This window comes from Clostridium sp. LIBA-8841, from assembly GCF_057782475.1.
The window spans coordinates 3,531,195-3,545,352 of record NZ_CM173488.1 but is presented as its reverse complement, the minus strand read 5'-3'; the positions used below and the strand labels follow the sequence as shown (position 1 = coordinate 3,545,352).

Here is a 14,158-nt window from a genome sequence, read left to right as displayed (position 1 = left end):
TTTTTAGCTCAAGAGATTGAGGGTTAAAAAATAATTTAAAGTAAATTTTTTAAGAATATTGACAATGGGTATTGCCTATGATACCATAAGTAAATGTACTATTGTGTAATAGTATAAAGTTGAATATGAATTTTATGTATACTACAGAAAAAAATGGGTATACTAAAAAGATGATATTGTATGTAATCCGAAAGCGTAGGTCCTTAGGGAAAGTATGCTTTTGGCTATTTTAGTTTATACAAGGGGTGAAAGTTGATGGTACATCCTGTCCAAGTTGGAAAAAGAACGAGAATGAGCTTTGCAAAAGTCAAAGACGTGGCTGAAATGCCAAACCTAATTGAAATTCAATTAGATTCTTACAAATGGTTTTTAGATGCAGGACTTTATGAAGTTTTTGATGATATTAATCCTATCTCAAACTTTACTGGAAATCTTGTGCTTGAGTTTGTAGGTTACACTCTAGACATGGATAACATAAAATATTCAGTTGAAGAGTGCAAAGAAAGAGACACTACTTATGCTGCACCGCTAAAAGTAGCTGTAAGACTTCAAAACAAAGAGACTGGAGAAATAAAAGAACAAGAGGTATTTATGGGAGATTTCCCATTAATGACAGAGCAAGGAACTTTTATAATTAATGGTGCCGAAAGAGTTATTGTTTCTCAGTTAGTAAGATCACCAGGAGTTTACTATAATTATAATGTAGATAAAACTGGTAAAAAGCTGTTTTCAGCAACAGTTATACCTAACAGAGGTGCATGGTTAGAGTATGAAACAGATTCAAATGATGTTATCTATGTAAGAATAGATAAAACAAGAAAACTTCCTATAAGTATATTAGGAAGAGCTATGGGCTTTGGAAGTGACCAAGAACTTTTAGAGTACTTTGGTGAAGAAGAAAGATTCAAAGCTACAATAGAAAAAGATAATACTAAGACTAAGGAAGAAGCATTACTAGAAATCTATAAGAGATTAAGACCAGGTGAACCACCTACAGTTGATAGTGCTGTTAGTTTAATAGATTCTTTATTCTTCGACGCTAAGAGATACGACTTATCAAGAGTTGGTAGATACAAGTTTAATAAAAAACTTGCAATTGGTTTAAGAATAGCTAACCAAATAGCAGCAGAAGACATAGTAGATAGATTAACTGGTGAAGTTTTAGTTTCAAAAGGTGAAAAAATATCAAGAACTAAAGCTGAAGAGATCCAAAATAGAGGAATAAATTCAGTAGATGTTTTAGTTGAAGACAGAGTAATTAGAGTTATAGGTAATCACTTTGTAGATATACATAAGTGTGTGGACTTTGATATATCAGATTTAAATATCAGAGAATTAGTTCACTATCCAACATTAAGAGAAATCTTAGATAACTATTCTGATGAAGAAACTATAAAAGAAGAAATCAAAAAGAATATGACAAGACTTATTCCTAAACACATCATCAAAGATGATATATTTGCTACAATAAGTTACCAAATAGGATTAGCTTATAACATTGGATATATTGATGATATAGATCACTTAGGAAACAGAAGATTAAGAAGTGTTGGAGAGCTTTTACAAAACCAATTCAGAATTGGTTTATCAAGAATGGAAAGAGTAGTTAAAGAGAGAATGACTATTCAAGACCAAGAAGCTATTACACCACAACAATTAATCAATATAAGACCTGTAGCAGCAGCTATAAAAGAATTCTTTGGTAGTTCACAGTTATCACAGTTCATGGATCAAACAAACCCATTATCTGAGTTAACTCACAAGAGAAGATTATCAGCTCTTGGACCAGGAGGTCTTTCAAGAGAAAGAGCTGGTTTCGAAGTTAGAGACGTTCACCACTCTCATTATGGTAGAATGTGTCCTATCGAGACTCCAGAGGGACCAAACATAGGTCTTATAAACTCATTAGCTACTTATGCTAAGGTTAATGAGTATGGATTTATCGAAACTCCTTATAGAGTTGTTGATAAAGAAGAAGGAAGAGTAACAGGTGAAATAAGATATTTCACAGCTGATGAGGAAGACCAATACCTAGTAGCTCAGGCTAATGAGCCATTAGACGAAAATGGATGCTTTATAGATAAGAAAGTAACTGTTAGAGATAAAGGTGAGGTATTAGTAGTTCCAAATAAAGATGTTGACTTAATGGACGTTTCTCCAAGACAGTTAGTATCTGTTGCAACAGCAATGATACCTTTCTTAGAGAACGATGACGCATCAAGAGCTCTAATGGGATCAAACATGCAACGTCAGGCAGTTCCATTATTAAAACCATATGCTCCAATAGTTGGTACTGGAATAGAGTACAAAGCAGCTGTAGACTCAGGAGTTCTTCCAAAGGCTAAAAATGCTGGTGAAGTAGTTTATGTAAGTGCTAATGAAGTAAGAGTTAAAAGAGAATTAGATGGTGGTGTTGATACTTATAGACTTCTTAAATTCAAGAGAAGTAACCAAGGTACTTGTATAAACCAAAGACCAATAGTGGCTAAAGGTGATTGGGTACTTAAAGGTGAAGTATTAGCAGATGGACCTTCAACTGATTTAGGAGAAATAGCTTTAGGTAAAAACATAAGAATGGGATTCATTACTTGGGAAGGATATAACTACGAGGATGCTATGCTTATCTCAGAAGAGTTAGTGAGAGAAGACGTATTTACATCAATCCACATAGAAGAGTATGAATGTGAAGCTAGAGATACTAAGTTAGGACCTGAAGAAATAACTAGAGATATTCCAAACGTAAGTGAGGATGCTTTAAAAGATATAGATGAAAGAGGTATAATCAGAATCGGTGCTGAGGTAAGATCAGGAGATATTCTTGTAGGAAAAGTAACACCTAAAGGAGAAACTGAACTTACTGCTGAGGAAAGATTATTAAGAGCTATCTTTGGTGAGAAAGCTAGAGAAGTAAGAGATACTTCTTTAAGAGTTCCACACGGGGAAGCCGGTATAATAGTTGATGTAAAAGTATTTACAAGAGAAAATGGAGATGATTTATCACCAGGAGTTAATGAACTTGTAAGATGTTATATTGCTCAAAAGAGAAAGATATCTGTTGGAGATAAGATGGCAGGTCGTCATGGTAATAAAGGGGTTATCTCAAGAGTATTACCAGAAGAAGATATGCCATTCTTACCAGATGGTAGACCACTTCAAATATGCTTAAATCCACTAGGGGTTCCATCACGTATGAACATCGGTCAGGTACTAGAGGTTCACTTAGGATGGGCTGCAAGTGCTTTAGGATGGCACATTGCAACACCTGTTTTTGATGGTGCAACAGAAAGTGATATAGAAGACTGCTTAGAAAAAGCTGGTTACAACAGAAATGGAAAAACAGTTTTAAGAGATGGTAGAACTGGTGAAGAGTTTGATAACACAGTAACTGTTGGTATCATGTACATCTTAAAACTTGCTCACTTAGTTGATGATAAGATCCATGCTAGATCAACAGGACCTTACTCATTAGTAACTCAACAGCCACTTGGTGGTAAGGCACAATTCGGAGGACAAAGATTCGGAGAGATGGAGGTTTGGGCATTAGAAGCATATGGTGCAGCTCATACTCTTCAAGAAATACTTACTGTTAAGTCAGATGACGTTGTAGGTAGAGTTAAAACTTACGAAGCTATTGTTAAAGGTGAAAATATTCCTGAACCAGGAGTGCCAGAATCATTTAAGGTTCTTATTAAAGAACTTCAAGCTTTATGCTTAGATGTTAAAGTCTTAAATGACAACAATCAAGAGGTTAAATTCAAAGAATTAGCTGAAGAAGATGAGGAAATCGAAGTGTTAGAAGTTAACATGGAGGGTACTGAAGATTCAACAGAAGAAACTAAGGAAGAAAAAGGGGAAGCATACATCCCAGCAGAAGAAATTGAAGAAGAAATAGACTACGAAAACATAGACCTATTAGACTTCACAAGTGATTTAGACATAGAAGATGATTTTAACTAGGATATAAAGTGTTCCCTTACTCACACGAGTAAGGGGATATTTAAAAATTCACATTAAACTATGAAGGGAGGACACACCCTTGTTCGAATTAAATAATTTTGATGCTTTACAAATCGGGTTAGCATCTCCAGAACAAATTAGAGAGTGGTCTAGAGGAGAAGTAAAGAAACCTGAAACTATTAATTATAGAACATTAAAACCTGAGAGAGACGGATTATTCTGTGAAAGAATATTCGGACCTATAAAAGACTGGGAATGTCACTGTGGAAAATACAAAAGAGTTAGATATAAAGGTATTGTATGTGACAGATGTGGTGTTGAAGTAACTAAATCTAAAGTTAGAAGAGAGAGAATGGCTCATATTGAATTAGCTGCGCCTGTATCTCATATATGGTATTTCAAAGGAATACCTTCAAGAATGGGATTAATTCTTGATATGTCACCAAGAGCTTTAGAGAAAGTTCTATATTTTGCATCATATATAGTTATCGACCCAAAAGAAACTTCATTATTAAAGAAACAACTTCTTAATGAAAAAGAATATAGAGAAGCGTGTGACAAATATGGAGAAGAAAGCTTTGTAGCTGGAATGGGTGCAGAAGCTGTTAAAACTTTATTATCAGAAATAGATTTAGAGAGAACTGCTGCTGAACTTAAAGAAGAATTAAAGCAAAGCACAGGTCAGAAAAAAGTTAGAATAATAAGAAGATTAGAAGTTGTAGAATCATTCAAATCATCAGGAAATAAACCTGAGTGGATGGTAGTTGATGTAATACCAGTTATACCACCTGATTTAAGACCAATGGTTCAATTAGATGGAGGTAGATTTGCTACTTCAGATTTAAATGATTTATACAGAAGAGTTATAAATAGAAACAATAGACTTAAGAAGTTATTAGACCTTGGAGCTCCTGACATAATAGTTAGAAACGAAAAAAGAATGCTTCAAGAAGCTGTAGATGCTTTAATAGATAACGGTAGAAGAGGGAGACCAGTTACTGGTCCTGGAAACAGACCTCTTAAATCATTATCAGATATGCTTAAAGGTAAGCAAGGAAGATTCAGACAAAACCTTCTTGGTAAGAGGGTTGACTATTCAGGAAGATCAGTTATCGTTGTTGGACCAGAATTAAAAATGTATCAATGTGGTCTTCCAAAGGAAATGGCTTTAGAGCTATTCAAACCTTTTGTTATGAAAAAGTTAGTTGAAGACGGAGTTGCTCATAACATAAAGAGTGCTAAGAGAATGGTTGAAAGAGTAATGCCACAAGTCTGGGATGTACTTGAAGAAGTTATTGCAGATCATCCAGTATTACTAAACAGAGCACCTACTCTACATAGATTAGGTATTCAAGCATTCCAACCAGTATTAGTTGAAGGTAGAGCTATAAAACTTCATCCACTTGTTTGTACAGCATACAACGCTGACTTCGATGGAGACCAGATGGCTGTTCACGTACCTTTATCAGTTGAAGCACAAGCTGAGGCTAGATTCTTAATGCTTGCTGCAGGTAATATAATGAAACCTTCTGATGGTAGACCAGTTTGTGTACCTACTCAGGATATGGTTCTAGGTTCATATTACTTAACAATGGATAAAGATGGTGCTAAAGGTGAAGGAAAATACTTCTCATCATTTGATGAAGTAATAATGGCATATCAATTAAAAGAAGTTGATGTTCATGCTAAGATCAATGTGAAAGTTTCTAAGGAAATAAACGGAGAAATTAAGTCAGGAATAATCAAAACAACTCCAGGATTTATAATTTTCAATGAATGTATACCTCAAGATTTAGGGTTCGTTAATAGAGAAAATCCTGAAGAAATGTTTAATTTAGAAATAGACTTCTTAATAACTAAAAAGTCATTAGGAAAAATAATAGATAAATGTTACTTAAAGCATGGTCCAACTAAGACTTCAATAATGCTTGATAACATAAAAGCAACAGGATATCATTATTCATCAATCGGAGCTGTTACAGTAGCTGCTTCAGATATGATAGTTCCTCAAAAGAAATATGAACTATTAAAAGAAGCTGATGAAACTGTAGATAAGATCGAAAAAATGTATAGAAGAGGTCTTATATCTGAAGATGAAAGATATGAAAGAGTTATAGAAAAATGGACTGAGACTACTGAAGAAGTTGCAGATACATTGATGAATAGTTTGGATAAATTTAACCCAATATTCATGATGGCAGATTCAGGAGCCAGAGGATCTAAGTCACAGATTAAACAGTTAGCTGGTATGAGAGGACTTATGGCGAGTCCATCAGGTAAAATCATCGAGTTACCAATCAGAGCATCATTCAGAGAAGGTCTTGATGTATTAGAATACTTTATATCTACTCACGGAGCTAGAAAAGGTAACGCCGATACAGCACTTAAAACTGCTGACTCAGGTTACTTAACAAGAAGACTTGTTGACGTAAGCCAAGATGTTATAGTAAGAGAGCATGATTGTGGAACTCAAAATGGTATTTACGTTGAAGAAATAAAAGAAGGTTCAGAAGTAGTTGAACAATTAGCTGAAAGATTAACAGGAAGATATACTGCTGAAGATGTTTTCCATCCAGAAACTGGAGAGCTTTTAGCTGCAAAAGATACTTATATGGATCCAATTTTAGCGGAAAAAATAGCTGATACTGGAATTCAAAAAGTAAAAATAAGATCAGTATTTACATGTGATTCTAAGGTTGGGGTATGTACTAAGTGTTATGGTATGAACATGGCAACATCATATAAAATTAATATTGGTGAAGCTGTTGGTATCGTAGCTGCTCAATCAATCGGAGAACCAGGAACACAGCTTACAATGAGAACATTCCATACAGGTGGAGTTGCGGGAGCCGATATAACTCAAGGTCTTCCAAGGGTTGAAGAGTTATTCGAAGCAAGAAAACCAAAAGGGTTAGCAATTGTAAGTGAAGTTGCAGGTACTGTAAGAATAGAAGAAACTAAGAAGAAGAGAACAGTCTATGTTGTTACTGATTCAGGAGAAGAATATAGCTACGATATACCATTTGGATCAAGATTAAAAGTTAAAGATGGTATAGCTATAGGAGCTGGAGATGAAATAACAGAAGGTTCAGTTAATCCACATGATATCATGAGCATTAAAGGTGTTGATGGTGCAAGAGAGTACTTACTTTCAGAAGTTCAAAAAGTTTATAGACTTCAAGGGGTTGATATCAACGATAAGCACTTAGAAGTTGTTGTTAGACAAATGACTAGAAAGGTTAAGATAACTGAGCAAGGTGATACTAATTTATTACCAGGTGTAATGATTGATATATTCGATTTCAGAGCTGAAAATGAAAGAGTTGAAAGTTTTGGAGGAGAAAAAGCTCAAGGAGATATAGTTCTTCTTGGTATTACTAAAGCAGCTCTTGCTACAGATAGTTTCTTATCAGCAGCATCATTCCAAGAAACAACAAGAGTTCTTACTGATGCAGCAATTAAAGGAAAGATTGATCCTCTTGTTGGATTAAAAGAAAATGTTATAATTGGTAAGTTAATTCCAGCAGGTACAGGTATGATGAAATACAGATCATTAAAATTAAATACTGAAAATAATAATCAAGAAGCTGAAACAATAATTGAGATTGAAGAATAAGATTAATTTTGTTGACAGTAGTATTCTTAGATGATAAAATACAGTTTGTGTGCTTAGCAAAGTACTAAGGGATTAACTTGTCTACATGATTATTTACAATGGAGGTAATCTTATGGTAGACAGACTTTTAGGAAAAAAAGTTATTGGCATAAAACAATCCACAAAAGCTATAAAGAACGATGAAGGAAAAATTTTGTATGTTGCAAAAGATGCTAACGATAAAATAGTTGCTCCATTGGTAGAATTAGCAAAAAAATGTGGAATTGAAGTGAAACATGTTAAAAGCATGAAAGTTTTAGGAGAAATGTGCGGTATAGATGTAAAATCAGCTGCAGCATTAATCTTAGATTAACGTGTTAACATCTAAAATTTATATAGATAGTTAAATAATTTATCAGGAGGTGAAAGTATGCCAACTATAAGCCAATTAGTAAGAAAAGGCAGAAAAACAGTAGCATCAAAATCAACTGCACCAGCTCTTAAAGAGTGTCCACAAAAAAGAGGAGTTTGTACTGTAGTTAAAACAACTACTCCTAAGAAACCTAACTCAGCGTTAAGAAAAATTGCTAGGGTAAGATTAACTAATGGATACGAAGTAACAGCTTACATTCCTGGTGTAGGCCACAACTTACAAGAGCATAGTGTTGTTCTTATAAGAGGTGGAAGAGTTAAAGACCTTCCTGGTGTTAGATACCATATAGTAAGAGGAGCTTTAGACTCAGCTGGAGTAGCTAACAGAATGCAAGGAAGATCAAAGTACGGTGCTAAGAAACCAAAGCAAAAAAAATAGTTATTGCTTAAACTTAGTTTAAGTGCTGTGTCTTCAAGTTTAGATAGATAACTGTTCGAAGTTTAAATATAGATTATGAAGCAAGCACTTTACGACAATCGATTAAGTTGTGTCGAGTACCGATGAACTTAAACAAAAATTGTTAAGGAGGGAAGAAAAGTGCCAAGAAAAGGACATATTGCAAAAAGAGATGTATTACCAGATCCAGTGTACAATTCAAAAGTTGTTACTAAGTTAATAAATAACGTAATGGAAGATGGTAAAAAAGGAGTAGCACAAAAAATATGCTACGATGCTTTCCAAATAATCAGTGAGAAAACTGGCAGAGATGCTATGGAAGTTTTTGAGGAAGCAATGAACAACATAATGCCTTTATTAGAGGTTAAAGCTAGAAGAATAGGTGGTGCTAACTACCAAGTTCCAATAGAAGTAAGACCTGAAAGAAGACAGACTTTAGGATTAAGATGGCTTCTTGTTGCTTCAAGAAAAAGAGGCGAGAAGTACATGAGAGAAAGATTAGCTGGAGAATTAATGGATGCAGCTAACAATACTGGAGCAGCTGTTAAGAAGAGAGAAGATACTCATAAAATGGCTGAAGCTAATAAAGCATTTGCTCATTACAGATATTAATAAAATGGAACTGTTTTGGCTAAGAGCCAAAACAGTTTTGTTGAATTTAAAAACACTATACGTTGAGAGGAGGAGTCACAATGGCTAGACAATATCCGTTAGAGAAATTCCGTAACTTCGGAATAATGGCACATATAGATGCTGGTAAAACAACAACTACTGAGCGTATTCTTTTCTATACAGGAAGAAACCACAAAATAGGGGAAACTCATGATGGAGCTTCAACTATGGACTGGATGGCTCAAGAGCAAGAAAGAGGTATAACAATAACTTCTGCTGCTACAACTTGTTTCTGGAAAGGTTATGAGTTAAACATAATCGATACTCCAGGACACGTAGACTTCACAGTTGAGGTTGAAAGATCATTAAGAGTTCTTGATGGAACTGTTACTGTTCTTGATGCTAAGAGTGGAGTTGAGCCACAAACTGAAACTGTTTGGAGACAGGCAGATAAGTATGGCGTTCCAAGAATGATATACGTAAACAAAATGGATGCTACAGGAGCTGACTACTATAACTGTATAAACACAGTTAGAGAAAGATTACAAGCTAATGCTGTTGCTATCCAAATTCCAATAGGTCAAGAAGATCAATTCCAAGGAATGGTTGACTTATTAGAAAACAAAGCTATCATATTCAAAGATGACTTAGGAAAAGACATCGATGTAACTGATGTTCCAGCTGAATTAGCTGATAAAGCAGAAGAGTACAGAGCTGCTATGATAGAAGCTATAGCTGAAACTGATGAAGAGTTAATGATGAAATACTTAGAAGGTGAAGAATTAACTCTTGAAGAATTAAAAATAGCTTTAAGAAAAGCTACTATAAACAATGAAATAATCCCAGTTATCTGTGGATCATCATACAAAAACAAAGGTGTTCAACAAATGATCGATGGTGTTGTTGATTACTTACCATCACCATTAGATATACCTGCTGTTAAAGGTACTAACTTAGAGGGTGAAGAAGAGACTAGAGAAGCTTCAGATGACGCTCCAATGTCAGCTTTAGCATTCAAAATCGCTACTGACCCATTCGTTGGAAGATTAGCATTCACAAGAGTTTACTCAGGAGTTTTAGAAAGCGGTTCATACGTATTAAACTCAACTAAGGGTAAAAAAGAAAGAATCGGAAGACTTGTTAAGATGCACGCTAACTCAAGAGAGGAAGTTGAATCATTAGAAGCTGCTGAATTAGGAGCTGTAATAGGTCTTAAGAACACAACTACTGGAGATACTCTATGTGCAGAATCAGCTCCAATAATACTTGAAAAAATGGAATTCCCAGAGCCAGTTATATCTATAGCTATCGAGCCAAAGACAAAAGCTGGTCAAGAAAAAATGGGTATAGCTTTATCAAAGCTTGCTGAAGAGGATCCAACTTTCAAAACTTGGACTGATCAAGAAACAGGTCAAACTATCATAGCTGGTATGGGTGAGCTTCACTTAGATATCATCGTTGATAGATTACAAAGAGAATTCAAAGTTGAGTGTAACGTAGGTGCTCCTCAAGTTGCTTACAAAGAAACTATCAAGAAGGCTGTTGAAGCAGAAGCTAAATTTGCTAGACAATCTGGTGGTAGAGGACAATACGGACACTGTAAGATAGAAATGATACCAACTGAAGGTGAATATGAATTCGAAAATGCTATCGTTGGAGGAGCTATTCCAAGAGAATACATTCCTGCAGTAGATAACGGAATCAGAGAAGCTTCAGAAAGTGGTATAATAGCTGGATACCCAGTTATAAACTTCAAAGTAAGATTATTCGACGGATCATACCATGATGTCGATTCATCTGAAATGGCATTCAAAATAGCTGGATCTATGGCATTCAAAAACGCTATGGCTAAAGCTGATGCTGTTTTACTTGAGCCTATAATGAAAGTTGAAATCACTGTACCAGAAGAGTACATGGGAGACGTTATAGGAGATGTTAACTCAAGAAGAGGTAGAATGGAAGGAATGGACTCAAGAAATGGTGCACAAATCATAAGAGCATTCATCCCACTATCAGAAATGTTTGGATACGCAACTGCATTAAGATCAAGAACTCAAGGTAGAGGAACTTATGCAATGGAATTCGATCACTATGATGACGTTCCAAAGAGCATCCAAGAAGAAGTTGCAGGTAAGAAAAATAAATAATTAATTAAAGAAGCTTTTAAAGCTTCTTTAATAAATAAATGTATATAATATTTTAAAATTAAAGGAGGAATTTGCAATGTCAAAAGCAAAATTTGAAAGAAGCAAACCACACGTTAACATTGGAACAATCGGTCACGTAGACCACGGTAAAACAACTTTAACAGCAGCTATAACAACAGTTTTAGCACAAGCTGGTGGAGCAGAAGCATTCAAATACGATGAAATAGATAAAGCTCCAGAAGAAAAAGAAAGAGGAATCACAATCAACACAGCTCACGTTGAGTACGAAACAGCTAATAGACACTACGCTCACGTTGACTGCCCAGGACATGCTGACTATGTTAAAAACATGATCACAGGAGCAGCTCAAATGGACGGAGCTATCTTAGTTTGTTCAGCAGCTGATGGTCCAATGCCTCAAACAAGAGAGCATATCCTATTATCATCAAGAGTTGGAGTTGACCACATCGTAGTATTCTTAAACAAAGCAGATATGGTTGACGACGAAGAATTATTAGAATTAGTTGAAATGGAAGTTAGAGAGTTATTAAGCGAGTACAACTTCCCAGGAGATGACATTCCAGTAATCAAAGGATCAGCTTTAGTAGCATTAGAAAACCCAACTGACGAAGCTGCAACAGCTTGTATCAGAGAGTTAATGGAAGCAGTTGATACTTACATCCCAACACCAGAAAGAGCAACAGATAAGCCATTCTTAATGCCAGTAGAGGACGTATTCACAATCACTGGTAGAGGAACAGTTGCAACAGGAAGAGTTGAAAGAGGAGTTCTACATGTAGGAGACGAAGTAGAAGTAATCGGATTAACTGAAGAAAGAAGAAAAACTGTTGTAACAGGAATCGAAATGTTCAGAAAGTTATTAGATGAAGCACAAGCTGGAGATAACATCGGAGCATTATTAAGAGGTATCCAAAGAACTGACATCGAAAGAGGTCAAGTTTTAGCTCAAACTGGAACAATCAACCCACATAAAAAATTCGTAGGTCAAGTATACGTACTTAAAAAAGAAGAAGGTGGAAGACATACTCCATTCTTCGATGGATATAGACCACAATTCTACTTCAGAACAACAGACGTTACAGGATCAATCAAATTACCAGACGGAATGGAAATGGTTATGCCTGGAGACCACATCGATATGGAAGTTGAATTAATCACTGAAATCGCTATGGATGAAGGATTAAGATTCGCTATCAGAGAAGGTGGAAGAACTGTAGGTTCAGGAGTTGTTACTTCAATAATCGAGTAATTCTAACTTTTTAGAAAAGCTTAAATATAAATTTAAAAATAGTACCGATGAACAACGGGAGTTTATGCTGAATTAAACCTAGCTTATATTCTTAGCGCAAAAGAGTGTAACTTGAGGATTAATGAAGAAAAATTTCTAATATATAGACGTATATATTAGAAAGCTCTTAAAAGTCAAAAATTAATGCGCAATAATTTTTGACTTTGAAAGAGAGTTTATTAAAAGGCCTGTAAAAAGAGAGAGGAAATTCTTCTCTCTTTTTATTTTTTTAAGTAATATGTTGCTTTTATAAAAAAATAAAATATAATATAATTAGAAATTTTTTTTATGGCAAGAATAAGAATATGAATTTTTTGTTAGGAATAAAATTCTTGTTGAAAAATTTTTTGAATAGTATATTATTAATATTAGTGTTTTATTTTTTTGGACGGTTTTAAGGTTAAAAAGTATAAAAATGTATATGCTAAAACTTCTAAAAAAATACTTGAAAAAACATAATATACATAGTATAATGAAGAAGTTGTAAAGCGAACAGCGATGAATCAAGAGGTTGCCGGACTTCCGGGTAATTCTTGATGAGCATGTTAGGATCTAGAATCCGACGACAGGGGTTAGGTGAACATGTTTAAAGTGTGAAACACCAGGGGCAGTTTACACAATACTTACTGTTGTGCGTTAGAAGTAAAGCGTACATGAAAAGGAGGGAAACCAAATGTCAAAACAAAAAATAAGAATAAGATTAAAAGCATTTGATCACACAATATTAGATCAATCAGCTGAGAAAATTGTTGAAACTGCTAAGTCTACAGGAGCAAAGGTTGTTGGACCAGTTCCACTACCAACTGAAAAAGACGTTATAACAATCTTAAGAGCAGTACATAAGTACAAAGACTCAAGAGAGCAGTTCGAAGTAAGAACTCATAAGAGATTAATAGACATCGTTAATCCATCACCAAAAACTGTTGATGCATTAATGAGATTAAACTTACCAGCAGGTGTTGATATCGAAATAAAACTTTAATAGTTTATTTAGATTGAATTAAGAGATTGAACTGTTATGATTGCAGAGGCAATCCGCTAATACGTTTAGGAGGTGTAACCACATGAAAAAAGCTATCATAGGTAAAAAAGTTGGAATGACTCAAATATTCGATGAGAATGGAAAAGTAATTCCTGTAACTGTAGTTGAAGCTGGTCCATGTGTTGTAGTTCAAAAGAAAACAGTTGAAACTGATGGATATGACGCAATACAAGTTGGATTCGGTGAATTAAGAGAAAAATTAGTTAACAAACCAAGAAAAGGACATTTTGCTAAAGCAGGTGTTTCTTTAAGAAGAACTTTAAAAGAGTTCAGAATGGAAGATGTTGCTAGTTACAATGTTGGAGACGAAATAAAGGTTGACACATTTGAAATTGGAGACAAAGTAGACGTATCAGGAGTTTCTAAAGGTAAGGGATTCCAAGGTACAATCAAAAGATGGAATGCTAGTAGAGGACCAATGTCTCACGGTTCTAAATTCCACAGAGCACCAGGTTCAATGGGAGCTGCTTCAGACCCATCAAGAACTTTCAAGAACAAGAGAATGCCTGGACATATGGGAGCTAAGAACACTACAGTTCTTAACTTAGAAGTTGTTAAGATAATGCCTGAAAAGAACATAATCTTAATAAAGGGTGGAATCCCAGGTCCAAATAAAGGCACAGTAGTTATAAGAAACAGCGTTAAGGCTTAATTTCTGTAGAAAGGA

The 14,158-nt window shown here is 34.8% G+C and carries 9 protein-coding genes; all 9 read left to right on the top strand.

Features of this window, described 5'->3' with window-relative positions; translation table 11 throughout:
* The first annotated feature begins 255 nt into the window (after positions 1-255).
* The 9 genes from rpoB to rplC all read left to right on the top strand — a co-directional run bounded on the left by rpoB (position 256) and on the right by rplC (position 14,143).
* Complete coding sequence (gene rpoB / locus AC2A4K_RS15770; protein ID WP_322504985.1) at positions 256-3,957, top strand: DNA-directed RNA polymerase subunit beta; 3,702 nt, start codon at positions 256-258, stop codon at positions 3,955-3,957.
* 79 nt (positions 3,958-4,036) lie between these two features.
* Positions 4,037-7,573 (top strand): DNA-directed RNA polymerase subunit beta', encoded by a 3,537-nt coding sequence (rpoC, locus tag AC2A4K_RS15765; RefSeq protein WP_322504986.1) that lies wholly within the window; start codon positions 4,037-4,039, stop codon positions 7,571-7,573.
* Between the two features lie 112 nt (positions 7,574-7,685).
* On the top strand, positions 7,686-7,925 hold the full coding sequence (locus tag AC2A4K_RS15760) for a ribosomal L7Ae/L30e/S12e/Gadd45 family protein (protein WP_322504987.1): 240 nt from the start codon (positions 7,686-7,688) through the stop codon (positions 7,923-7,925).
* A 57-nt stretch (positions 7,926-7,982) separates the two neighbouring features.
* Positions 7,983-8,363, top strand: a complete 381-nt coding sequence (gene rpsL, locus AC2A4K_RS15755) for a 30S ribosomal protein S12 (protein WP_003452165.1) — start codon at positions 7,983-7,985, stop codon at positions 8,361-8,363.
* A gap of 159 nt (positions 8,364-8,522) precedes the next feature.
* On the top strand, positions 8,523-8,993 hold the full coding sequence (gene rpsG / locus AC2A4K_RS15750) for a 30S ribosomal protein S7 (RefSeq protein ID WP_322504988.1): 471 nt from the start codon (positions 8,523-8,525) through the stop codon (positions 8,991-8,993).
* 80 nt (positions 8,994-9,073) lie between these two features.
* Complete coding sequence (gene fusA / locus AC2A4K_RS15745; protein ID WP_322504989.1) at positions 9,074-11,140, top strand: elongation factor G; 2,067 nt, start codon at positions 9,074-9,076, stop codon at positions 11,138-11,140.
* A 76-nt stretch (positions 11,141-11,216) separates the two neighbouring features.
* Complete coding sequence (gene tuf, locus AC2A4K_RS15740) at positions 11,217-12,410, top strand: elongation factor Tu (RefSeq protein ID WP_322504980.1); 1,194 nt, start codon at positions 11,217-11,219, stop codon at positions 12,408-12,410.
* 712 nt (positions 12,411-13,122) lie between these two features.
* Entirely contained in the window at positions 13,123-13,431 is a 309-nt protein-coding gene (gene rpsJ / locus AC2A4K_RS15735; RefSeq protein WP_003479233.1) for a 30S ribosomal protein S10, read from the top strand.
* Between the two features lie 82 nt (positions 13,432-13,513).
* Complete coding sequence (gene rplC / locus AC2A4K_RS15730; protein WP_322504990.1) at positions 13,514-14,143, top strand: 50S ribosomal protein L3; 630 nt, start codon at positions 13,514-13,516, stop codon at positions 14,141-14,143.
* Positions 14,144-14,158 lie beyond the last annotated feature (15 nt).